We start from the raw sequence: 23,806 nt of genomic DNA on the forward strand, positions 1-23,806 counted from the left end.
ATTTTGCAGCCAATTCACCACAAGTCAGATGTTCAATTTCTTCAAGAAAAAGAAAGAAGAGGTAAAAGTCAATCCGTATTTGCCACTTAAAGTAAGGGAAGTAGTCAGGGAAACAGCCGATACGGTTACCCTGTTTTTTGAACAGCCTGAGCCATTTTTGGACTATAAGCCCGGCCAGTTTTTGACCTTGGTGATGGATTTCGAAGGGAAGGAACAGCGTCGGTCTTACTCGCTTTGCACCTCGCCTTTCGTGGACCCATTTCCCGGTATTTCGATCAAGAGAGTGCCTGATGGCCTTTTTTCCAATTTTCTCAACGAAAAGATATTTCCGGGGAAGACAATCAACGTGCTGAAACCTCTCGGGCATTTTACCACAGATTTTCATTCAAAAAACAAGCGTCACTTCTTCCTCTTAGCGGCTGGTAGTGGGATCACACCCCTGATGGGGATACTTAAGTCTGTGTTGGTCAATGAGCCAGATTCCATCGTGACGCTAATCTATTGCAGCAGAAATGAGGAGCAGATTATCTTCAAAAACCAACTCGGCCTGCTCGAGAAGGCAAACCCAGATCGGCTAAAAGTAATCCATAATCTGAGCCAGCCTTCAGCATCCTGGACTGGGTTGAAGGGCAGACTCTCCGCGGGCGTCTTACGGGAGCTCTTTGCTAAAGCGGAATATGAACAGCGATACGAAGAAGTTTACTTCATGTGTGGACCGGAGGAAATCATGAACATGGCCAAGGGAATTCTGAGTGACTTGGGCGTGGACAAAGAACGAATTCACCAGGAAAGCTTTTATTCAGCGGCGGCGCACATCGCGCATGATGAGGCACTGGCAGGGATCAGTCATGGGATCCTTTCCCGAGACGTGACGATCATACTCGATGGAGAAGAGGAGCTGGTGACTGTCGATCCTTCCAAAACGGTTTTGGAAGCCGGTTTGGCAGCGGGCTTGAATATGCCCTATAGCTGCCAGAGCGGACTCTGCACGGCATGTCGTGGTAGGCTCTTGAGTGGGCAGGTGAAAATGGATGAGGACGCGGGACTGAGTGAAAAAGAACTTGCGGCAGGCTACGTCCTTTGCTGCGTTTCCAGACCTTTGACCGACGACATCAAGATCACCATCGAATAAACAGCAAGCTTTTGGAACTCCAGCAAATCCGACAAATCTACCGTAGTACCGAAAGGCTTACCGTTCTTCTTTTGGTGCTTGCCCTGCCTGTTTTTGGGCTGGTATACCTTTACCAAACCTCTGGGACGTTGGATTGGAATCTACCGGAACTGCCAGCGTTTGGGCTGTGGATTTTGGTGGGTGTTTCGTCTGCGATTTTGATAGCACAGTACGTGGTTTTTCACAATAAGATCAAGTTGACTTTTGCTGAGTCCGCCCTTGTGGGTAAAGTGAAAATCTACTGCGATGCAACGAAGAACCGATTTTTGTATCTTTTTGGGGTTTCGATTTTGACTTCAATTGGACTGCTATTGACCCAAAATCCTCTTTTTACCTTGATCTTTGCGGTGACGATGGTGTTCTTTTCCTTGGCAAAACCCAGTCCTGACCGAATGGCTCGTCTGATGAAGCTCAAAAAGGAAGACCGGGAGCTTATCAGAGAAGCGTCCCGGCCTGAATAGGTTTGAGGTTGAAAATTGGGGTTTGAAATCAAGCTAAAACTCGAATTTCAAATCCGCGATTTTTAGTTCTCTATGGTGATGTTTCCCGAGGAGATATTGCCACGGATCCAGCTAGAAGAGCCATTGTCTATCTCCAGCGTTTTCCCGGTGTTGATGCTACCAACTTTCAGATTTCCTGAGGAAGCTTTTAGCGAGAAGTTGTAGGCTTTTAAGTCAGAGTTGGTTTGCACTCGGAAGTTGCCGGACGTACCGCTGAATTTGGTGTTGGGACCAAGTCCAACATTGGAGGCGCGTACATTCCCCGAAGTAAACTGGAGCATTCCCAAAGTGCCAGAGTTGTTGATCTTGGCATTTCCAGAGGTGAGTTTGACGTTGATTTCTCCTTCTACCCCGTCTGCGTCCAAGGAACCACTTGTCGATTGGTAGTCGAGATTCCCCTTGATTCTGTAGAAGTTGCCGTTGCCGGAGGTGACCCCTGCCGACACATGTCCCGTCACGCCGTCAGCAGTCAAATTTCCGGAAGTTGCCCCGATGGATAGATCTCCATTAATGTTGGTCGCGGTGACATTGCCAGAACTGACACGCAAGGAGGTTTTGTCACTGGAAATTTTGTCGATGACGACATTTCCCGAGCTTCCTCGCACATCCAATGCGATACCTTCAGGGCCCGTAATATTGAGGTAACCTTTGTTTTTGGTATTCCAGTTGTAATTGTTTTGCTTGCGGGTATGGCTGATTTTCAGCACGTCACCTACGGTGACAAAGACGATATCCTGTTCTGTGTTATTTGACTCCAGGTAGGCTTCTACATGCACATCGCTGCTGGTGCCACCTTTGTAGTTCACGTTGAGCCAGCCACTTTCGATTTCTATCCTTTTTATTCCTGGGTAGGACTTTTTGGAATCTACCAATACGTTTTGGGCAAATGCTGCGATGCTTAGAAGCATCAGGGTTAGCGCGAGGCTTGATTTTTTCAGTAAAGTGTTCATAGAGAAATGAGTTGGGGATTTTTAATCTACTCTGATTCCAAAGCTCATGGCTTGGAGTTCTGGACCTAATCCGGCTTGGAAGAGGTCGTTTAGGTCATAGTTGAAGAAGAGGGTGACATCACCGATGCCGATCTCGGAGCGCAGGCCGTAGCGGAAGTTTTCGACGTACATGTTGGACTTGGTAAAGTCTTTTACCTTGTCGCCGTCGGAATCATAGACAAACTTGCCGCGGCCGCCCAATCGATAGCCAGCGTAGCCCCCCGCTCCAAAGCGCATTTTTCCGTTGCTAGTTCGAACTGTCGGGATGACGGTGAGTGTGGCATAGGAGGCGGAGATCTTGGACTTGATCGGATCCGCATTGGGGTCGTCGATCACTTCGGTATAATCCACAAACTCCAATCCGTCAGGAGTCTTGAGCGCATAGATGTTTTCGTCCTCAAATTTGAAATTGTACCAGCTAACGCCAAGCGTGGATCGGAGATGGAAATTTTTGCTGGGCTTCCAGGTGCCGACCGATTGCAGGGAGACAAACCAGCTGCCCCAGGGCTTCACTTCGGGAGCGGCATCGTCCTCTGGCCATATGTTGATCCCAACCTCTGATTCGAGGAAATTGTAGACGAATTTGGAGGATTTTTCAGAGTGGTAGTTGTAGTATTCTTCCTCGTCGATTTCCCATTCGTAGGCTTTGGAGCCGTCTTCGTACTTGGTCACCTTCCAGGATTTTCCCATGATGGTGTACTGTTTTTCCTTGGAGACGGTCTTGGTGCTGTCTGTATTTTGGGCAAAAAGTCCCAAAGAAAAGAGCATCAAAAAAACGGCAGTAAGGTTGAGTTTTTTCATAGTTGGTTTGCTTTAAAAATGTGGGAAGGGGGAGAGAAACCTCCCCCGTTGGCAATTAGAAAACTATTCCGAAAGTAATGGGATTGAGCTCGGGGCCTTTTCCTTCTTGGAAAAGCTCGTTGAGGTCATAGGTGGTGAAGAACTTCACCCTTCCGAAACCGATCTCGCCGCGGATACCGTAGCGGAGATTTTCCAAATAGAGGCCGGTGTCTTGCTTGTCTTTGTGTCTGCCCGAGCCTTCGAGTTCGCGATAGACATACTTGGACTGGCCTCCCAGGCGATAGCCTACATAAGGCCCCGCGGCGACCCGCAGCCCGCGTCGGCCCTGGTCATTCATCTTCCCAAAATCCAGCTCCAACATGGTCGTGGCCGTCAGGTAGGAGGAGGAGATTTTGCTCTTAAATCCGTCTACGTCTGATCTTTGGATAAACTCGATCTCGTCTTCACCGCGCACGGCTTGGTAGTCCCTGTTTTCAAACTTGAAGTTGTAGAAATGGAATCCGATGCCGAAGTCCCAGTAGAAGCCTTTGGAGATTCTTTGGGCTGCCATCCAGTTGAGGCCGACCATCCAGCTTCCCCAACCTTTGACCGCGTAGGGTTTGTCGGATGTGGGGAAGCTTCCACTTTCATCCAGGTAGTTGTTTACACCCAGATCAAGGTTGAAATAGGATCTAAATGGCGGATCCGAGTTTTTTCGGGTGCCGGTCTCAAATTTCACCCGGGTGTTGTCACCGGATTCATCTACGTAGACCCGCATGCCGGCGACGTTCACTTCCGTCTGTCCAGAGTCTTCGTAGACCTTGACGACCTCCTTGATCGTGCCGTCCTTTTTGCGGATTTCCACGATGGTGAGCTCTCCAGTCTCTTCATTTTTCTCAAGGTCTAGTTCGCTGATGATCTGGTTGATGTTCATTAGCTTGAGCTTGTCAAAGTCTTCTTTGGAGTCCACGATGATGACAACTTTTCCGGACTTTCCAAATTCGATCACGACGCTGTCTTGCATCACGGTGCGCTCGGTATGGATGGGGAAATCTTTCAGGTTATTGGCAAATGCCACCTGAACCAATGCCATCAGGCAAAATAAAAGCAGGTATTTTTTCATGTGTAGATGCGTGAAAATAAGTGGTGTTGGTTTCGTTTTTTTTATCGCTCGGCTCGGTCTTTTTTGATGGAAATACCTCCGGCAAATAGGTTGTCTTTTCTGTCCTGGAGTTCGGCAAAGCCTTCATCCACCTTGCCCAGCAAGCCTTCAACCTGTCCGACGGTCTTGCCCAGCTCGGTGATCAGATTCTTGTCCGCGGGTTCGCCTTTTTTTATCCCGTTGGAATAGATGCTGACTCGGTAGAGGGGTTCGTCTTCGTTACTGGTGTTGGCCTCAGCCACCGTCCGCTCGATCTGGGGAGCCTTGAGTTCGGGAATCGCTACCTCTAGCTCCTCGGTCTGGAGTGGGGGAAGCGGTGCTGTGATCGGGGACTTGGTGTTTTCGGGCTCTGTGGTTTTGTTTTCTGCCTCTGCGATCAGGTTTTGTGGAATCTGAGTTTGGGCAGGAGTGGGAGTTGGTTTAGTTTTCTGGGCAGGCTCTTGATCTTGCTCAGGTTGTGTCGCGGTATTGTTTTTTTCTATTGAAGCTGCCTTTTCTTCCCCCTTAATAGTTTCAGCAAATGCTTTCGTTACCTCGGAGCTATCCTCGTTTGGATTTTCGGTGGTGATCGCTGTTTGATCCGCCAAAAACTCTCCTTCTGAAACCGGCTCTCCGCTAGGCCAAAACGCATAGCCGGCCACGAGCAAGGCGGTCACCGAGGCGGCTACGGCCCACCAGATTCCCAGTCTTGGTTTGGAACGCTGGGGCAACTGGCTTTCGAGTCTTTCCCAAGCAAGTGCGCTTGGTTTTTCCCGATGTCCATCGAGCTTTTCTCTGAAATGCTGGTCGAATTGTTCGTTTGTCTTAGCCATGGTTCGTCTTGGTTTTGGGTTGCAGACTGGCAATTTTTTCTTTGAGGGCTGTTCGGGCCCGGTTCAGCTGGGACTTGGACGTACTCTCAGTGATTCCCAGCAGATCGGCGATCTCCTGATGAGCATAACCTTCGATAGCGTACAGGTTGAATACCGTTCGGTAGCCGACTGGCAGTCCCTGTACCAGTTCCATCAGTTCGGCTGCCTCCAAGTGGGTCAACTCGTAGTGGTGGTCACTGTATTCGTATTCGTGTTCCAGATTAACTTCCATCATCAGGTGACGGTTGCTGCGCAGCGTCATCAAAGCCTGAGTGACTACGATCCGCTTCATCCAGCCTTCGAAGCTTCCCTTGTACTGAAACTGGGAGAGTTTTTCGAAGATCTTCATGAAGCTTTCGATCATCACGTCCTCGGCATGTTCGCGGTCTTTGAGGTACCGCATGCAGATGGCCAGGAATTTCCCCGAATAGGAATCGTACAAGTGGCGCTGGGCGGACCGATCACCCTTGAGGCATCCCTTGATTATTCCTTCTTCGGTAGAAAAATTGGATCTGTTAAACATTCCGGTTGGCTTTCATAATTCTAGATGCGAGGCTGCAAAAAATGGTTGCTCAGCACTATGAAAAAAAGTTAATTTTTTTATTCCATAAAAATAAAAAAGCTGGAAATGAGTTGGTTTGGCTGCTGGACGTCGGGCCTTCGATGATCGATGAGACGAAAGACCGGGGACGGAAGTCTGGAAGAATGAAGTTTGGAGGCGTCCCGTATTGTGATTGGGATCAGAGGGTGTATATCGAAAATGGGAAAGCGTAAAGTTGTAGCCCGTATCGACTGCGCCTAAATCGAAAACAGAAATGGCGAGTGGATCTATCTACTTGCTTCTAGCTATTAGTCAACGATCTCAAAGCGAAAATAGAAAGAATAGAAGCGCTACGGTCTGGATTAGAATCAGCATTTGTGCTTTTTCCTTGTGCTCTTTTTCGACCTTCCTTTTTCTCAACACGAGTATAGCTGTGCCCAAAGCAGCCAGTTGCAGGAGAAAACTGACTCCATTCAGCGGGCCCATGGGAGCTTGCACCAAATGCCAGGTGGAATTGAAAATAGACAAGGTGCCCAAGACAATCCCTGTGATTCCGAAGAGAAAGGAGCGTTGGAGTAGGACGGGTTCGGGAAGTTCAGACCATTTCATGGAGGTGGTATTGGGAATTTAATTTGTGGTTTTTGGACGTAGCGTCACGGTTTCGAGGAGGCACTTCCAGATACCAAATACCACATACGGATTGGTTGATTTCAAATGCCTTTCACTTCGATCTCGGCTTTTCTCCCCGCAAAGTAAGCAGCAATTTCCTCCGCGCTGAGGGTATTGAGGGTCATTTCTTTCGTAAGCCCGCCTTTTCTGCCCACGAGTACGCCATATTTCATGTCGCCGTAGCCTTCCATCTCGTGAGCATCTGGATTGATGGATAGCTTCACTCCCTGCTCCATAGCGTAGCGAATCCATCTCCAGTCGAGGTCAAGGCGCCAGGGGTTGGCGTTGATCTCAATGACTACATGGTGAGTTGCGCAGGCATCGATGATGGTCTTGTGGTCTATGGGATAGCCTTCTCTTCTTAGCAAAAGTCTCCCTGTGGGATGTCCCAGGATAGTGGTGTAGGGATTTTCGATGGCCCTTAGCAACCTGTCAGTGGCCCTCTTGATATCCATGTTGAGGATGGAGTGGATCGAGGAGACGATGAAGTCAAAGCTAGCGAGCACGTCGTTGCTATAGTCAAGGCTGCCGTCCCCGAGAATGTCGCTTTCTATGCCTTTGAAGATTTTGAAAGGTGACATTTCCTTGTTCAAGAGGTCTATTTCGGCATGTTGCTTCAGGATTTTTTCGACATCCAAACCTCCCGCATAGATCGCGGTTTGGCTGTGATCGGAAATACCGAGATACTCATATCCCATTGCCCGACAGTGTTCGGCCATCTGCCGAAGGCTGTGTTTTCCATCGCTGTAGGTGGAGTGATTGTGCAGGATGCCTCTGAGGTCCGATTCTTTAAGCAGATCGGGGATTTTGTTTTCCCGAGCCTGCTCCAGTTCCCCATATCCCTCTCTCATCTCCGAGGGAATAAATTGAAGTTGGTTTTGTGAGAAAAAGGCCTCTTCGGAATCGTAGTCTTTCTTGATGAGTTTTTCGGCGACAGTCTCGGTCTCAGTGATCAAACTCAGCAAATGCGCTTTGGACGCCGTGAGTGTAAGTTTTTTCCACGTAAAATCAAGAGCACTGCAAAAATGGAGGATGACATTCAACTCAAGCTCCTTGAGCTTCCCCTTCCAGGTGTTTGGTCCGGATAGTTTCCAGTTCCACTCGATTGGTTCAAATACTTTTAACCCTGTCTTGACGTCGGGCAGCGCATCTGAGCCAATCAGGAATTCCGCTGTAGCGACGATTTCCATATTCCTTGCAAAATCCCCCACTATGGCCAATTGCGCGTCTCCAGCGTTATTTTGTAGGGAAGTTGCGAGGCCATTGATTACCGCCTCGATGTCCGCATAAAGCCATTTTCCGGTATTGGAGGCTTTGAATTCAAGGTTTTGGATGATGGTCTCCTGGGTTTTCTGGCCAAATCCCTTGATCTGGGCGACTTTTCCCGACTGGCAGGCTTCCATCAGCTCGTGGGTCGAGGTGATCCCGAGTTCCTCCCAGAGTGTCTTGACTTTTTTCGGGCCGAGCCCTTTGATCTGCAGGACTTCGAGTATCCCTGTCGGTGTTTTTTCCAAAAGCTGCACGAGCAAGGGAAAGGTTTCGGAAGTCTTTAGGCTTTGGATCACTTCGACGACGCTTTTCCCGACCCCGTTGAGTTTGGAGAGCTCCTCGTCGCTGAGCTCCATAAGGTCCTGATCTATACGCTCGAGCGATATGAGCGCACTTTGGTAACCGCGGATTTTGAATGGATTCTCATCGTGAAGCTCCATCAACTGGATTCCGAGCTTTAGCTTTTTTAAAATTGTTTTATGATCCAAAACAGTTAGTTTTTCGTGTCAGAAGTTAGACAAATGTCTTCAATTATTGTTTCAATTTAAAGTTTGAAGGGGTAACTTATGTTCAGTCGCAGTGATCAATGGCCAGTCGCAGTGCGTAGTGATCGGTCGAAGCGTGGAACTATCGACTCAACAACTAACTCAATAACCAAGTAAGCAACGATGAACTACTGGATGGTCAAGACGGAACCGGAATCTTATTCCTGGGAGGATTTTGTAGAAAAGGGAGAGGATGTCTGGGATGGTGTAAGAAACTATCAGGCGCGGAATTTTCTAAGGGAAATGCGAACGGGTGATCCGGTGCTGTTCTACCACAGTGGCAAGGAAAAGGCAGTGGTGGGAGTGGCTGAAGTGTCCAGGGAGGCTTTCCCGGATCCAAAGGACGAAGCCTGGGTCGCAGTGAGCCTAAAAGAGAAACTGCCTCTTGCCAATCCTGTGAGCCTCGAATCCATCAAATCCGACGACCGCCTGACCGGGATGCTGATGCTGCGCCAGTCCCGACTTTCCGTGATGGCCGTTTCCAAAGAAGAATTTAACGTAATAATAGCCCTGGGGAAATGAAAAGTCTGCTGATACTAATTCTGTTTCTTGCTGGAAGCATCTCTCCGCTCCTTGCCCAAGTGAAGTTTATAGAGCGCTTTGAGGTTCTGGAGGAGCCCAACGATCCCACCTTTGAGATGATGCGGATAGAAGATGGCTTGGTGTCTTTTCGGACTTATCAGGGAAAGGGTTTTTCCGCCAAAAAAGTCTTTCAGTTTTTTGTCTCTGACCTGGACCTCAAGAGCAAAGGGCTGATCGAGCTGGAGATGCGGCCCGGCTACGAGATGGTTGGGTATGACACAGATGGGAACAATTTGTTTGTTCTCATGGCGAAAGGGTATGCCAGTACTTCCGACAAATACATCTTGCAAGTGAATCTGGAATCCAACCAGGGCTTCGAATTTCCTGCCGAAAACCTACTTTCCATTGAACTGGTCGAGTTTCTGGTGCAGAATAGAAAAGCCGTTTTCATGGGCAGTTCGGAGGGTAGGCCAGTTCTGCAGATTTTTGACCTAGACACGAAGAGCATCCATACCGTGCAAGGAGTATACGGAAACAATACGCAAGTTCTCCAAATCCGCGAAATGCCGGAATTGGAGGCCTTGGAAGTGGTAATCAGTCGCCGGGGACAATACAAGGACCGCGAAACTTCCATCTTGACCTTTGACATGCTCGGAAATCTGGTGCGGGAGATCAAGGTGGATAAGTTTGGGACACAGGACCAGGAGATCCTCGACGGGATGCTATTGGCTGACCAAAATTACCAGCAGGTAATGATCGGCTCCTATGGTTTGAATGGACGCGCCGCTTACCAGGGGATGTATATTATGGAGATCAATGAGTTTGGGGAATATGATTTCAAGCTCTACACCCTGGAGGATTTTCCCAACTTTTTCAACTATCTCTCAGAAAAACAAAAAAGCAAAAGGGATGAGGTTGTAGTCAAAGAACTTGAAAAGTCCAAGATTCCACTGATTCGAAACACCTATGCCGTCCGCGATGTTCGACAGCAAGGGGATGCCTATTATATTTATTTTGACCAAGTGAATATTGTGAGCAATGGAGGAAGGCGTCCCAACGGCTGGACTTCCACTAGCAACTATCGCTATGACCGGATCAACAGGATGGGTTATGCCCCCTATTACATGGATCCTTTCCTCTCGCCCAGCACCAACCCCATGCAGACATTCACTGCGGTCAATGAGTACCAATACGAGTCAGCGCATTTCCTGAAGGTTTCCAAAGAGGGTAATGTGCTTTGGGACAACGCAGCGACCTATGGGGGTTTTATCACCACCTACCCTGAGCCTTTCGGAGAGATCGCAATCGTGGGTGATGACCTGTACCACCTCTACGCAGAAAACGATCTGATCAAGGCCAGTTTTTTCAGAAATGGGGAAAAGGTGTTTGAAAACCTGGATTTTGAGCTGGAATTGCCGAACGAAAACGAGCGCATCGACTACACGGATTTTGAAACACTGCGCTTGGTCCATTGGTATGACCGATACTTTATCCTCACGGGCCAACAGACGGTCAGGGGACTCAACCCCCAAAACCAGACCCAGGAAAGAAGAGTGTTCTTTATGAGCAAAATTTTGGTGGATGGGGATTTGTACCAGTCTGAGGAGGCCGGAGACTAGTTTTATTTTTTATATTTACGCCCAAATCCACTCCATGCAAAAGCGGCTTGTACTCGATCAGCAGCAGATCGCCATCACTCTGAAGCGGTTTTGCTACCAACTCATCGAAAATCACGACGATTTCGAAAATACCGTTCTCCTTGGACTTCAGCCACGAGGTACCATACTTTTGGACAAGGTCGTCGCATTATTGAAGGAAATCTCAGGGGTCGAGGTGCCCTCAGGTTACTTGGATGCGACCTTTCACCGGGATGATTTTCGCCGAAGGGACTTTCCGCTCAAGGCCAACGAGACCAAGATCGATTTTTTGGTAGAAGGGAAGAAAGTCATTCTTATCGACGACGTACTGTACAAAGGCCGGTCTGTGCGTGCGGCTATGGATGCGATGATCGCCTTCGGTAGACCGCAGAAGGTAGAACTCATGGTGCTGGTAGATCGCAGGCTGACGCGCGACTACCCCATCATGCCGGACTATTTTGGGACAAAAGTCAATACCCTGGACAGCCAGCATGTGGTAGTGGAATGGGCCGATCAGGACCATGCCGAAGATGCAATTTGGATCACAGAGAAAGTTAAAAGTTAAACATGTCGCAACTCAGCACCAAACACCTGCTTGGAATCAAAGACATCACCGAGACAGATATTCGCCTGATTCTCGAGACAGCGGCCAATTTCAAGGAAGTGATCAACCGGCCGATCAAGAAAGTACCTTCCCTCCGCGACATTACCATTGCCAATATTTTCTTCGAAAACTCCACCCGTACCCGTCTATCCTTTGAGCTGGCGGAGAAGCGTCTCAGCGCCGATGTGGTCAACTTCTCCTCGGCCAACAGCTCTGTGAAAAAAGGGGAGACGCTCGTGGATACGGTCAACAACATCCTGGCGATGAAGGTGGACATGGTCGTCATGCGCCATGCCAGCCCAGGCGCGCCGCACTTTCTCTCCAGAAATATCTCTGCCAACATCGTCAATGCCGGAGACGGGACGCATGAGCATCCGACCCAGGCATTGCTAGATGCCTTCTCCATGACGGAAAAGCTTGGTGATCTTACGGGGAAAAAGATCGCCATCATTGGCGATATCCTACACTCCAGGGTTGCGCTTTCCAATATTTTTTGCCTGCAAAAGCTCGGTGCTGAGGTGATGGTCTGCGGGCCGATCACCCTCCTGCCTAAATACATCTCCAGCTTGGGCGTAAAAGTGGAACTGGATGTACGCAAAGCCCTTGAATGGTGTGACGTCGCCAATGTGCTCCGCATTCAGCTGGAACGCCAGCAGATCAAATATTTTCCCAGCCTGAGGGAATATTCTCTCTACTATGGCATCAACAAGAAAATGCTCCAAGCTCTTAATAAGGAGATCGTGATCATGCACCCCGGACCGATCAACCGAGGCGTGGAATTGAGCTCAGATGCAGCCGACTCCGAGCACTCCATCATCCTCAACCAAGTGGAAAATGGCGTTGCCGTTAGAATGGCGGTATTGTACTTGCTGGCTGGGGTGAAAGGATAAGTCAGGGATAAGATTTTCATGAATAGCCCTCGGTAGGTGAGGACGGATGGTGAGCTTGTGGAACCATGTTGAACCTACCAAAAGCTATTTATTTTTAGTTTATTCCAGTGGTAGGAACGTGTTCGGCATTAATAGAAGCTGGCGATTTTCTTGCGAATGAGAAATTCAAACGGAGAAAGGGGTGTCGTTTCGAGACGGGCCTTCTAGGATGTGACACTATCCAGAAAAGTGTGTAAATAGATTTCAGGACTAGTTAACCTTGCCATCCGATTTTTCAATTTTCAAATCCCCCCAACCCCCTTTAGACCGAGTTTTACATTCCAAACAGCATTAGAAACCAAAGGGGGAGTTGGCCGTCCGTTTTCCGTTTCCGGTCTTCCGACTCGTCCGACATCCAACATCGAACACCTTACATCCGACATCCTCTCCATATTTCTCTCCGTTTCCTTGCAGGGTGCCTATATTATGCTGAAAATCGCAAAAGGAATTTTTCATGCTCACAGTTACCAATCTGATCAAAAAATACGGCAAGCAAAACGCAGTCGACGACATCAGCTTTCACTTGGATGGGGGAGAAGTGGTCGGTTTGCTTGGCCCAAATGGCGCCGGGAAAAGCACGACGATGAAGTGCATCGTTGGATTGCTTCGCAAAACCTCGGGAGAGATCACCATCGGCGGAAATGACCATCTCAGCGTGGAGGCCAAGCGTTTTTTCAGCTACATCCCCGAGACTCCTTACGTGTATGACCTACTTACCGTGAAGGAACACCTGCAGTTCATCGCCCAAGCCTATGGAGTAAGAGACTGGCAGGGCAAGGCAAAGGAACTTCTGGAGCTGTTTGAATTGGATGATAAGGCAAACAAACTAGGCAGAGACCTGTCAAAGGGCATGCGCCAAAAGGTCTCCATCTGTTGTGCGCTTTTGCCGGATCCTCAACTCTTGTTCTTTGACGAGCCGATGATAGGACTGGATCCAAAGGCGATCAAAAACACCAAGAAAATCTTCAAAACACTCAAAGAGTCCGGCAAGACCATCTTGGTCAGTACCCACTTGATCGACAGTGTGGAAGCGATCGCGGATCGCATCATGATCCTAAAGGATGGCCGGATCATCGGCAACGACACCATCGCCAACCTTAAGCAGCAAGCTGAGCAGGCCGAAGGAGCCTCGCTCGAAGACCTGTTTCTAGAGATGACCAAAGATGTTTGAGATCCAGCTTCTGCTCAAAAAAGATCTTCGGATTTTGGTCAACAACATCAAGCTTATAATCCGAAATCCCCTTCGTTTGATTCCCTATGCGGTGATGGTGGGATATATTGTCTTTGTCTACTCCAAGAGGACCAGTGTCAAAAGTTCGGAAGGGCTGCAGCAGCTCCAGAACATCGGGGCGGGCGAACTTCCTGAGACCAATTTTACGATGCAGAACGTCGTGGGAGCCGTGACCATCCTAGCGTTGGGATTTTTGGTGTTTCAGTTGTATCGGGCGACCAAAAACAACGTGAGCTTTTTCAAGATGGCGGATGTCAATCTGCTCTTTACGGCGCCGGTCAAGCCGCAAAACTTGCTATTGTACTACATGGCTCGCTCCATTCTTCCAGCACTTGGGGGATCTATTCTCTTTGTGCTGTATGGCACGGGTCAGTTGACCGACCAGTTTCAACTGACTCTGGGAAATTCGGTGTTTATCGTCTTGGGTTTCGCGTTGTTTTTTTTCATGGTTTTTCCTATTCGCTTCCTGATCTATACGCTTCACACGAAGTATGGTATCATGGACTACATCAGGGGAGGGGTGGTTGGCTTGGGGGTCGCTCTGGCACTGATGATTCTGATTCCGGGGATCCTTGCCGATAAGTTCTGGCAGGGCATGTTTGCTTGGGTGGCCTCACCGTGGTTTGACCTTTTTCCGCTGGTCGGTTGGAGCCGAGGCATTGTGGGCTTTGCCTCACATGGCAACCTACTTTTGGCGCTGGCCTATATAGCCCTCTATGGCTTGGCTTACTATACCGTGGTGAAGCTGGTTATCCAGTTTTCGGGCTACTACTACGAAGACGTGCTGGAGGCGACCAAGACTAACGAAGACAAACTCGAAAAGGCAAAAGGCAAGCAGGAGATCGGTGAGGATACCTACAGCCTCAACGCAAAAAAGCAGCTGGCCTTGCCGGACTTCGGAGTAGGTGCCAAAGCCCTGTATTGGAGAAACTATGTGCATAGCAGTCGTCAAGATTTTCATCCGCTTTTCGGGATTTACTCGATGGGGATGGCGGTGATCGGGATAGTCTTGGCGGGCCTTTCCAACTTTGACTGGTTTTCACACAAGGTTTTCTATTTCTACCTGTTGTTCTTACTTTTCTTCTACTTCATGGCGGGAATTGGCCGCGCAAACATCGGGGATTTGAAAAAGCCTTTCTTCATCCTGATACCAGCCTCATGGACTTCCAAGTTTTGGAACATGATCAAGCTGGATCTTGTCCAAACTCTTTTGTTCGCAGGGATCTTGATCGTGCCGTCGGTTTTTTTGGCTCACGTCAGCGTGGGATTGATTCCGCTGTTTTTGGCGGGAATGGTGGTATGCTACCTGATAGGCTTTGCAATCAATCTGATTCCACAGGTAAGTTTGGATGAAGGCTGGGACCGTAAGTTGATCAAGCCCTTTATGATCGGGGGAATTTTTCTTTTCGGCATCATACCCACCATTATTCTGAGTGTGATTGTGTTTGTGATCACTTCGCAGTTTGTATGGACGCTGATGACCGCTGTGGTGGGACTGTCTTTTGTAGCGGCCGTGTTACTCCATGTGACTCTGGATGTGCTGCAGCGGATAGAGTTCAAGGAAGTGTAGCGTGCTGCCATTGGCCGACGGTCCACAGTCGACCGCAGAATTGAATTGGTCGAAGTTTTTTGGAAAACATCGACGACGAATGCCAATTGAAAGCCATTGAAAGTGAGATTACACGATGGGATGTCTTAGACGAGTGCAAAGTCTAAATCGGATAGGCGCGGGGGAGGATTTGCCATCGGGCCGGCGTTCGGCCCTGTGCGATTGGAGCTTTGGCAAATCTTGATTTTTTCGTTCTTTTTTATCAAGAAGAAAGAACAAAGCAGAAAAGCCGCGAAAGATACTCTGAGGTTTCGTTTGTTAGCGTGACTGAACGACAGAGAGCCTGCGAAATATAATTTGGCTTAAGTCGGTCAGGTACAAGGCGGGCTGAAAAAATCCTTTAATTTTGGTCTATCCAAATATAACTGACCATGATCTACAATTCCATCATCGATACCATCGGTAATACACCGATGATCCGACTCAATAAACTTGCACAAGACATCCCCGGTCAGATCTTGGTAAAAGTGGAATACTTCAATCCGGGCAACTCCATGAAAGACCGGATGGCCATCAAGATGGTGGAGGATGCTGAGAAGGCAGGGATTCTACAGCCAGGAGGCACCATTATCGAGGGTACGAGTGGAAATACCGGGATGGGCCTGGCCTTGGCTGCAGTGGCCAAGGGCTATCGGTGTATCTTCACCATGGCAGACAAGCAGTCCAAGGAGAAGATCGACATTTTGAAAGCTGTCGGTGCTGAAGTAGTAGTCTGTCCGACGAATGTCACCCCGGACGATCCAAGATCATATTACTCTGTGGCGCGTAAGCTCAATCGTGACATTCCCAATTCATTTTACCCAAACCAGTACGACAACCTGTCCAATTCCTTGGCGCACTACGAGACTACCGGTCCCGAAATCTGGAAGGATACCGAGGGGAAAATCACCCATTATGCCGCAGGCGTAGGCACAGGCGGTTCCATGTGCGGGACGGCCAAGTACCTGAAAGAGCAAAACCCGGCTGTAGTGACCGTGGGAATCGACACCTATGGTTCGGTGTTCAAAAAATATAAGGAAACAGGCATATTCGACGAAAAGGAAATCTATCCCTATCTGACTGAAGGTATCGGCGAGGATATTCTACCTAAAAACGTGGATTTTAGCCTGATTGACCATATCATCAAGGTGACCGATAAAGACGCAGCCGTGATGACTCGTAGGCTTGCCCGAGAGGAAGGCCTTTTTGTGGGATGGTCTTGCGGATCGGCAGTACATGGTGCGTTGGAGTGGGCCAAGGGAAACCTGAAAGAAGGCGATGTGTTGGTCATCATCCTGCCTGATCACGGCACGCGCTACCTCGGTAAGGTGTACAATGACGAGTGGATGCGCAACCACGGCTTTCTCGAAGACAAAACCTTCTCCACCGCAAGGGATATCATTGCGCTTCGAAATGGAAACTATCATCTTCTGTCTGTCAACAAAAATGACTCCGTGAAAGAAGCCATCGCTCTGATGAACGAACGCAGCATCTCCCAAATCCCGGTAATGGAAGGAGATGAAGTAGTCGGATCGCTGACAGACAACAAGCTCCTTTCCAAGATCATCGAGAATCCCACTTTGAAAGACGGCGCGGTGTCGGAAGTAATGGAAAATTCCATGAAGTTTGTCGCGCTGGACTCCACTCTGGATGTGCTTTCATCCATGGTGGAAAAGGAAAAGGCCGTGCTTGTGAGGGATAATCTTGATAATATCCACATCATCACCAAGCACGATATTTTGGAGGCGTTTACGAAGTGAGGGCGCTGGGAAGTTGGATGTGGGAACGTCTGAGTTTGGCCGTTAATCGCCCTGAGCGGAGTCGAAGGGTGGTTGTTCGAAATCCCAATAGAGAAAGCTTCGACTTCGCCCAGCCTGACGCAGGTCTTTCCAGTCATGAGACTCCCGGCCTGCCTGATGCAGCTAGATTCTTATGTTCCAGTAAATCCGCTACTGACTAAATTGCGGATGATTTTATTAGAGAATAATGACCCCTATACAGATTCAAAAACTGTTTCAGCAATTCCCCGAGTTTAGTATCCAAGACAGTATCCAAAAAGGCTGGGAATATTTCAAGGCCCAGCCGCTCAATTCCCTTGCTTTTACGATGCTGATTTTCAGTATTCAGGCTGTTTCGACATTCTACCTAGATGATTTTAGTCTATTGATTAGCATCATTGTTTCTCCACCCCTTACCGCAGGATTTTTTCTGATTGCGAACAGGATCAGCAGGGGAGTGGAGGTGCAGTTCTCCCACTTTTTTGAAGGCTTTTCCTATTGGGGGATCTTGATAGTAACATCCCTTGTTTCGGGGATTTTGACCTTTCTAGGAATTTTGGCACTGGTAATACCGGGAATCTATTTAGCAGTGGCATTTACCTTCGCAGTACCCTTTGCGCTATACTCGGGGACTGATTTCTGGACTTCGCTTGAATTGAGCCGTAAGTTAATCACGATGAATTGGTGGAAGTTTTTTGGCTTCATGATTGTGTTGGCAATTTTCAATATTGTGGGTTTGCTGTGCTTTTTGGTAGGAATTCTGGTGACGATTCCAGTAAGCTACTATGCGATCTATGCGGTTTTTGAAGAATTGACTCGAGATGCCCTGACCGAAGCAGATGTCACTCATGCGCCACAATCATAGCCTCCAGACGATTTCTGCTTTTTTCCAACAAATCGTTGACTGCGGTCTCTGACGGAGTGGGAGGGCTGATCGGACTGGAAAAATAGACCCTGACTTTTCCCGGACGCAACAACAGAGATCCCCGCGCCATGACCTTGTCCGCTCCGAGGATCGCCATGGGCAGGATGGGAACCCCGGTGTCTACGGAAAGGCGAAAGGCTCCTTTCTGAAAGGGGAGGAGGATTTCTCGGGAATCGTTTCGGGTGCCCTCGGGAGCGACCACCACCGACTTTCCTTGGTTTAGGAAGCAGATCAGTTTTTCCAAACTCACCCGTCTCGATTCCGCATCGCCGCGATCAACCCAGACGGCTAATCGACCGATGACCGTACCGAACACGGGGATTTTCGAAAGTTCTTTCTTTCCAATTGCTCTAATTTCTTGGGGGATTACCATAGGAATGACTGGGGCATCTACGAATGAGCGATGGTTGAAGATGTAGATGTAAGGTTTGCCAGGGAGAATGTTTTCCCGCCCATGCACCTCATAGCGTATTCCGGACAGAAATGACCAAATACTTGCCCAAGAGCGTAGGAAGAAAAAGGCGACCTTGTCCCCCCTTTCGCTAACCAATAAAGGGACCAAAACGGGAAGGGCAAAGGTCAGCATGAGAGCGATGAAGAGAAATGCTGAATAAAGGGTATAAATCCACTGGAAGAACTTGATCATCCGGAATATTCGTTATTTTTGGGTTCGTAATTATCCTTTAACTCTTTGCTTGCAGGTCCCGCTTTGGCGGGACTTTTTAATTTCTGCCAAGCCAGGGCTCTCGAAAAGGAGCGTGGTAGATTTAGTCAACCCGAATTGGTTTCGTTTTTTCGGATATTCCGTTTTCACTGAATGATTCGATGGTAAAATAATAGGGTGTATCGCGGTCGAAGTTTCTCATAAAAAGGGAGCTTTCTCCATAGATCTGCCAAGAATGGTAAAGCTTGTCCGGGGCAATTCCCCAGCGGATATTGTAGCCTTGGGCACCGTCTACTGGCTTCCATTTGAGCGAAGCGTCTCGGCGATCAGTCTGCCTTTCAACTTCAAATCCTTTGACCAATTCTGGCTTTTTCCCCATGCCAAGTCCGAAGACCCGAATCTCAGACAAGGCCAGGTTAGCGCCGGGAACATTCACATTGCTGTAGCGGACATACTTAGCGGTCACGGGTTTTGCTAGAGTCAAGTAGGCGTTGGGTGCATCTTTGTAGCTGTTGGTGCGATCTACTATGGTTTGCCAGTTTTGACCATCCATAGAAGCTTCCAAAGCAAAACGATGGCGCAATCCCTCAACTCGGGTATAGATTCCACTTTCTTGGTCATGGAAGTTTAGCTGGATTGCGTAGATCTTTCCGGGAGCAAGCATCTCTATTTCCACCCATTGTGCATCGTCATTGGCTTCGGCTACCCAGAATGACTTCGGGCTTTCATCCGTCAGGACCTTAGAGGTGATTTGCCCCGCGTCGTTTTTCACGAGGGGCATTTCCGTGATCTCAAACTGGTCATCGGTCGTCGTGCTTTTCCGAACCTGCATTTTGGAAGTAGACACGGTGGTTTTACCCAGGTAGGAAAGCAGCATCCAGCCGGTATGTTGACCTGCCTTGTCAGGGTGGCTTGGCGCGAAGCGGGGATAATCGCCATAATGGGTGTCGGTGTACATCAAGCCATCTTCGTCAAAGTAGGCTGGAAACATGCAGAGGCGCCGTTCCCAGTGGGAATTTGAAGCCAAGGCCATGGTCGCAAAATGCCAGTATTGTCCATTCGTCTGCTTCACAGTCATGCCGTGGCCAGCCCCCGTACTGAATCCGCCAGGTTTGAAGGACATGGGGTTGTTTTTCATATAGGTAAATGGCCCGAGTGGCGTTTCTCCGACATAAACTCCATCTCCATAGACATTGAATTGGGTGCCGGGAGCAGCATACTGGAGGTAATATTTACCGTTGTGCTTGATCATGGCAGCGCCCTCCATGTAGCCTTCCTTCAGGGTAGGGTGGAAGTTGTTTTCCCCAAAACGTTCCCAACCGTGGAGTTCTTCGTCTAGATTGATAAGCTCGGCTTTCACGCCGGTTTCCAGCATGCGATCGTCTCTATTCAGTTCTTTTACCTGAATGGGGTAGACGTTGGAGGATCCCCAATAGAGATAGGTTTTTCCATCGTCGTCGATGAAGAGGTCGGAATCCTGGATATTGTTGGTGATGGAGGCTGTGGGAGTCCATTTGCCACTTTTGGGATCATCGGTATAAAGGATGCTGCCATAGCCTGCCGGATCCCCCGCGAAGTAGACCAAAGAGTCTTTGTAATTGAAGGCGGTCGGCGCATTGCTCCCTTCAAAAAACCATTGCTGGGGTTTGATGAAAGTCCAGTCCACCAAATCTTTGGAGTGCCAATAGCCAAAAGACCGAGTGACGAAGAGGTGGTATTCGCCCCGGAACTCCACCACCGCAGGATCTGCACCCGAGCGATAGGAGATGTTTCGGGCGGAGTTGTACACCATATAGGTATAGTCTATGTCCAGGGGATTGACGTAGGTTTTTGGGACGATTTCTTGGGCACTCAAAGAAGCGCTCGCCAGAAAAAAGAGGATTATCGCCTTAAGTTTCATGGGTTCTAATTGGGTTTATGCGACTTCGGAAAGATCCGATCAATCTGAGGCGTCTTTCTCGGATTAAATAAGGATGCAAATTTAAAGATCTAAGGTTTGGGATGCGGGAAATTTTGAAGGTTTGAATCTCCGTTGGAAAAGAATCGTCACTTAATGTTCCTTTTTGGAGGATATTCAATCGTGAACGTGCCTTAGGGTGAAGGAGAAAGCTTTGAATATTTTCTCGCGTAGTCGGATAAAATTCCTACCTTTGCAGTCCGTTCGGGTGAGCGGCGTACTTTGGAGTGTCCAAGGTGCTGATTTCTAACCACAAAACTTCAGTCCAATGACTCTAGGACTGAGGCTAATCAGAGTCAAAACAACTATGTCTAGTACAAAAGAATTCGACTGGGACGCGTTCGACACCAAAGGTTTCGGCGAAGGTTACTCCAAAGACCAAAGAGCTCAAATGGAGGCCATGTATGCCGGTACCTTGAACGAAATCACTGAAAAAGAGGTGATCAAAGGTGTGGTAGTAGGAGTAAACGACAAGGATGTAATCATCAACATCGGCTTCAAGTCAGACGGTCTCGTGCCTCTTTCTGAATTCCGTGACGTAGCAGGTATCAAGCCAGGCGACGAAGTTGAGGTATTCATCGAAGAGCAGGAAAATGCTTTGGGTCAGTTGATCCTTTCCCGCAAAAAAGCCAAGATCGTTCGCGCTTGGCAGGACATTGAGAGCGCTCTTGAAAATGACAGCGTAATCGAAGGTCTTGTGAAGAGAAGAACTAAAGGTGGTCTGATCGTGGATATCTACGGTGTAGAAGCCTTCTTGCCAGGTTCTCAAATCGACGTGAAGCCTATCAGGGATTTCGACATCTATGTAGGTAAGAAGATGGAAGTGAAAGTGGTGAAGATCAACCACGCTAACGATAACGTAGTAGTTTCTCACAAAGTCCTCATCGAGAAGGATTTGGAGAAGCAAAAAGCAGAGATCCTCAACAACCTGGAAAAAGGCCAAGTACTGGAGGGTGTGATCAAGAACATGACCAACTTCGGTGTATTCATCGACTTGGGTGGTGTAGACGGTCTCCTTCACATTACAGATATCTCTTGGGGTCGTATCAACCATCCAGAAGAGGTATTGCAGCTTGACCAGAAAGTTCAGATCGTTGTTCTTGACTTCGATGACGATAAGAGAAGAATTTCTTTGGGTATGAAGCAGTTGACTGCCCATCCTTGGGATTCTTTGGCTTCTAGCCTTGAAATCGGCTCAAGAGTACAAGGCAAGATCGTAAACGTAGCAGACTACGGTGCGTTCCTTGAATTGGCTCCTGGAGTAGAAGGTTTGATCCACGTATCCGAAATGAGCTGGTCTCAGCACTTGAGAAACCCAGCTGACTTCGTGAAAGTAGGTGATGAAATCGAAGCAGTAGTATTGACTTTGGACAAGGATGATCGTAAGATGTCTTTGGGAATCAAGCAATTGACTGAAGACCCTTGGACTAAGCAAGACATGGTGACCAAGTACGCGGTAGGCACCAAGCACAAAGGTGTGGTAAGAAACCTGACCAACTTCGGTCTTTTCCTTGAATTGGAAGAGGGTATCGACGGATTGGTTCACGTATCTGACCTTTCTTGGACTAAGAAAATCAAGCATCCATCTGAATTTGTAAAAGTTGGAGATGAGCTTGACGTAGCGGTACTTGAACTGGATGTGGACAACAGGAGACTTGCTTTGGGCCACAAGCAGCTGGAAGAAAACCCTTGGGATACTTTCGAGACTGTGTTCCCAGTAGGATCTATCCACAAGTGTACTGTCAACTCCAAGAATGACAAAGGTGCTGTTCTTGAGCTTCCTTACGGTCTGGAAGGTTTTGCTACCTCCAAAAACTTGGAGAAAGAAGACGGTTCCCAAGTAGAAGTAGGCGAAGCTTTGGACTTCAAAGTGACCGAATTCTCCAAGGATGACAAGAGAATTGTTCTTTCTCACACTGCTACTTTCAGAGAAGAAGCAAAAGCTCCTAAGAAAGCTGCTGCTGCTCCAGGTGGTAAGAAGAAAGAAGATGCAGTAGAGATGCCTGCTCAAGCTGAGAAATCAACTTTGGGTGACATCGACGCTCTTGCTGAATTGAAAGAGAAAATGGAAGGCAAGAAGTAAGAAGCTAGATTTGAGATACAAGAATCTAGACTAATTACTCTTATTGATATGGAAAACGCCGGCTGCAAAGTCGGCGTTTTTTTTACGCGAACTCTCCAAGGGCTTTTCACCCATTAGACAGTTTTTAAAATAGGAATTCTAATTGAAGATTGCTTCACGGCGTTCTCAATGAGGTTTGCATCGGAATCTGTGTCGGTCCGAGCGGAGTCGAGGACTCTTCCGGCTATCCCTTTCTTCAAATAGCTTGATTTTATGAAAGCTGCATAGCTATCAAAAGGCATTGTAGCATTTTCCCTTTGTATTTCGTTCAGGCATATATATTTTACCAACTAAAGCTTAGTTATGAAAACAGGTGTTTTGTTAGTTTTTCTTTTGCTGTGCGGAGTGTCAGTTTTTGCCCAGAGCGGCCTGGAGGTGAGAGGATATTTTGGGGTTTCAAGTACCCTTTTAGGGCCAAAAGCTGGTGTGGTGGGAGCAGGCTCTTCGGAAATGGATGGATTCAGGGAATTTGGCGTGATGCTTTCCAAAGGGATCGGTAGAAAGTTTCGAGTAAATGGAGGGTTAAGTTACTCTTACGGTAAGGTGGAATTCCAGTGCGATTTATGCAACCTGCCAGATTTACCCTATCCTTACAATCAGGATTTCCGAATGCTTTCCATTCCATTATATGCAGAATATGAGTTGACTAAATTCCTTTTTGTTGCAGGTGGTCCTCTCTTGGATTTTCAACATTCAGAAAGCAATAATTTTGACGACCAAAGTGGCGTAGGCTACTTAGTTGGCTTAGGCGGTAAAGTACGTGCGGAGAAGTTTACTTTTTCACTGTTTCCCAATTACAAGCGGCACGGAGTCATTCCTTTTGAGAACAATGGAGAGGCAAAAGATATTCTACAGGAGTTAGGAGTTCAAGCTGGGGTGGGATATCGGTTTTAGGAATTAATCAGTCTCAGTCTGCGGTTAAAAGGGGATACGGCCTATTCTTTCAATCAGAACCTCTTCCTATGAAATACATTTGGATTCTAGTATTGGTTATTTTTTCTTCATGCAATAGAGAAGATGATCAACCTTTTGAGCTGACTGCCGAGGGACTAATTGGAACTTGGGAGCACTATCAGTCTCAGGGCAACACTGGCGGGGGTGACTATTGGACGCCCTACGAGGCTTCCGGCCGGACGATTACCTTTTTCCCAGACGGAAAGTTTAGCGCTGTCGACTATTTCGGTTGTACTGAAGGTGAGTTCACTGTCGCGGATAAAAGTGTTACTTTTTTCTTTGATTGTGAAGAGGAAATGCCTGACCTGACTTACGCTTTGGGGACAAAAGAAAGCGACCTGGTTCTATCTCCAATCGCACCCTACATTTGTATTGAAGGGTGTTCATATATTTTCAAAAAGATTGAATAAGCGGCTTT

22 protein-coding genes are annotated in these 23,806 nt (G+C 48.1%); 13 read left to right on the forward strand and 9 right to left on the reverse strand.

What is annotated here, in order from left to right:
- Positions 1 to 28: 28 nt before the first annotated feature.
- Together J0A67_RS01905 and J0A67_RS01910 are read left to right on the forward strand one after the other, a co-directional pair.
- Positions 29 to 1,132, forward strand: a complete 1,104-nt coding sequence (locus J0A67_RS01905; protein ID WP_206567581.1) for a ferredoxin--NADP reductase — start codon at positions 29 to 31, stop codon at positions 1,130 to 1,132.
- An 11-nt stretch (positions 1,133 to 1,143) separates the two neighbouring features.
- Positions 1,144 to 1,632 (forward strand): hypothetical protein, encoded by a 489-nt coding sequence (locus J0A67_RS01910; protein WP_206567582.1) that lies wholly within the window; start codon positions 1,144 to 1,146, stop codon positions 1,630 to 1,632.
- Positions 1,633 to 1,694: 62 nt separating this feature from the next.
- Here the strand turns inward: J0A67_RS01910 and J0A67_RS01915 are convergent, their stop codons facing one another.
- The 7 genes from J0A67_RS01915 to polX all read right to left on the reverse strand — a co-directional run bounded on the left by J0A67_RS01915 (position 1,695) and on the right by polX (position 8,420).
- On the reverse strand, positions 1,695 to 2,621 hold the full coding sequence (locus J0A67_RS01915; protein ID WP_206567583.1) for a DUF4097 family beta strand repeat-containing protein: 927 nt from the start codon (positions 2,619 to 2,621) through the stop codon (positions 1,695 to 1,697).
- 21 nt (positions 2,622 to 2,642) lie between these two features.
- The gene (locus J0A67_RS01920) at positions 2,643 to 3,461 is read right to left on the reverse strand and encodes an outer membrane beta-barrel protein (RefSeq protein ID WP_206567584.1); all 819 of its coding nucleotides are present in this window, start codon (positions 3,459 to 3,461) and stop codon (positions 2,643 to 2,645) included.
- 55 nt (positions 3,462 to 3,516) lie between these two features.
- A complete protein-coding gene (locus tag J0A67_RS01925; protein ID WP_206567585.1) occupies positions 3,517 to 4,563 on the reverse strand; it encodes an outer membrane beta-barrel protein in 1,047 nt (348 codons plus the stop codon).
- Positions 4,564 to 4,604: 41 nt separating this feature from the next.
- Positions 4,605 to 5,414, reverse strand: coding sequence for a hypothetical protein (locus J0A67_RS01930; RefSeq protein WP_206567586.1), 810 nt, complete (start codon positions 5,412 to 5,414; stop codon positions 4,605 to 4,607).
- Positions 5,407 to 5,976, reverse strand: a complete 570-nt coding sequence (locus J0A67_RS01935) for an RNA polymerase sigma factor (RefSeq protein WP_206567587.1) — start codon at positions 5,974 to 5,976, stop codon at positions 5,407 to 5,409. The genes J0A67_RS01930 and J0A67_RS01935 overlap by 8 nt, the downstream gene beginning before the upstream one ends.
- 339 nt (positions 5,977 to 6,315) lie before the next feature.
- A complete protein-coding gene (locus J0A67_RS01940) occupies positions 6,316 to 6,603 on the reverse strand; it encodes a hypothetical protein (protein WP_206567588.1) in 288 nt (95 codons plus the stop codon).
- A gap of 101 nt (positions 6,604 to 6,704) precedes the next feature.
- Positions 6,705 to 8,420, reverse strand: a complete 1,716-nt coding sequence (gene polX, locus J0A67_RS01945; protein WP_206567589.1) for a DNA polymerase/3'-5' exonuclease PolX — start codon at positions 8,418 to 8,420, stop codon at positions 6,705 to 6,707.
- Positions 8,421 to 8,600: 180 nt separating this feature from the next.
- On the opposite strand from polX, the gene J0A67_RS01950 reads away from it, so the two are divergent.
- From J0A67_RS01950 to J0A67_RS01985, 8 genes are all read left to right on the forward strand, one after another.
- A complete protein-coding gene (locus J0A67_RS01950; RefSeq protein ID WP_206567590.1) occupies positions 8,601 to 8,999 on the forward strand; it encodes an EVE domain-containing protein in 399 nt (132 codons plus the stop codon).
- Positions 8,996 to 10,618: a transcriptional regulator gene (locus J0A67_RS01955; protein ID WP_206567591.1), complete on the forward strand. Its 1,623-nt coding sequence runs from the start codon at positions 8,996 to 8,998 to the stop codon at positions 10,616 to 10,618. Before J0A67_RS01950 ends, J0A67_RS01955 begins: the two co-directional genes overlap by 4 nt.
- Positions 10,619 to 10,652: 34 nt before the next feature.
- Complete coding sequence (gene pyrR, locus J0A67_RS01960) at positions 10,653 to 11,201, forward strand: bifunctional pyr operon transcriptional regulator/uracil phosphoribosyltransferase PyrR (RefSeq protein ID WP_206567592.1); 549 nt, start codon at positions 10,653 to 10,655, stop codon at positions 11,199 to 11,201.
- A 2-nt stretch (positions 11,202 to 11,203) separates the two neighbouring features.
- A complete protein-coding gene (locus tag J0A67_RS01965; RefSeq protein ID WP_206567593.1) occupies positions 11,204 to 12,130 on the forward strand; it encodes an aspartate carbamoyltransferase catalytic subunit in 927 nt (308 codons plus the stop codon).
- A 493-nt stretch (positions 12,131 to 12,623) separates the two neighbouring features.
- Positions 12,624 to 13,340, forward strand: a complete 717-nt coding sequence (locus J0A67_RS01970) for an ABC transporter ATP-binding protein (protein ID WP_206567594.1) — start codon at positions 12,624 to 12,626, stop codon at positions 13,338 to 13,340.
- Positions 13,333 to 14,970 carry a putative ABC exporter domain-containing protein gene (locus J0A67_RS01975; RefSeq protein ID WP_206567595.1) on the forward strand — a complete coding sequence of 546 codons (1,638 nt, stop codon included), beginning with the start codon at positions 13,333 to 13,335 and terminating at the stop codon, positions 14,968 to 14,970. The genes J0A67_RS01970 and J0A67_RS01975 overlap by 8 nt, the downstream gene beginning before the upstream one ends.
- 410 nt (positions 14,971 to 15,380) lie before the next feature.
- Entirely contained in the window at positions 15,381 to 16,748 is a 1,368-nt protein-coding gene (locus tag J0A67_RS01980) for a cystathionine beta-synthase (RefSeq protein WP_206567596.1), read from the forward strand.
- A 226-nt stretch (positions 16,749 to 16,974) separates the two neighbouring features.
- Entirely contained in the window at positions 16,975 to 17,631 is a 657-nt protein-coding gene (locus tag J0A67_RS01985; RefSeq protein WP_206567597.1) for a DUF2189 domain-containing protein, read from the forward strand.
- Here the strand turns inward: J0A67_RS01985 and J0A67_RS01990 are convergent.
- Entirely contained in the window at positions 17,609 to 18,337 is a 729-nt protein-coding gene (locus J0A67_RS01990; protein ID WP_241265037.1) for a lysophospholipid acyltransferase family protein, read from the reverse strand. The genes J0A67_RS01985 and J0A67_RS01990 overlap by 23 nt on opposite strands.
- 121 nt (positions 18,338 to 18,458) lie before the next feature.
- A complete protein-coding gene (locus J0A67_RS01995) occupies positions 18,459 to 20,255 on the reverse strand; it encodes a family 43 glycosylhydrolase (protein ID WP_206567598.1) in 1,797 nt (598 codons plus the stop codon).
- A gap of 364 nt (positions 20,256 to 20,619) precedes the next feature.
- On the opposite strand from J0A67_RS01995, the gene rpsA reads away from it, so the two are divergent.
- From rpsA to J0A67_RS02010, 3 genes are all read left to right on the forward strand, one after another.
- Complete coding sequence (gene rpsA, locus J0A67_RS02000) at positions 20,620 to 22,395, forward strand: 30S ribosomal protein S1 (protein ID WP_206567599.1); 1,776 nt, start codon at positions 20,620 to 20,622, stop codon at positions 22,393 to 22,395.
- Between the two features lie 342 nt (positions 22,396 to 22,737).
- On the forward strand, positions 22,738 to 23,328 hold the full coding sequence (locus tag J0A67_RS02005; protein ID WP_206567600.1) for a hypothetical protein: 591 nt from the start codon (positions 22,738 to 22,740) through the stop codon (positions 23,326 to 23,328).
- A 68-nt stretch (positions 23,329 to 23,396) separates the two neighbouring features.
- Positions 23,397 to 23,798, forward strand: coding sequence for a hypothetical protein (locus J0A67_RS02010; protein ID WP_206567601.1), 402 nt, complete (start codon positions 23,397 to 23,399; stop codon positions 23,796 to 23,798).
- Positions 23,799 to 23,806 lie beyond the last annotated feature (8 nt).

Source organism: Algoriphagus aestuariicola (genome assembly GCF_017254835.1).
GTDB classification, from domain to species: domain Bacteria; phylum Bacteroidota; class Bacteroidia; order Cytophagales; family Cyclobacteriaceae; genus Algoriphagus; species Algoriphagus aestuariicola.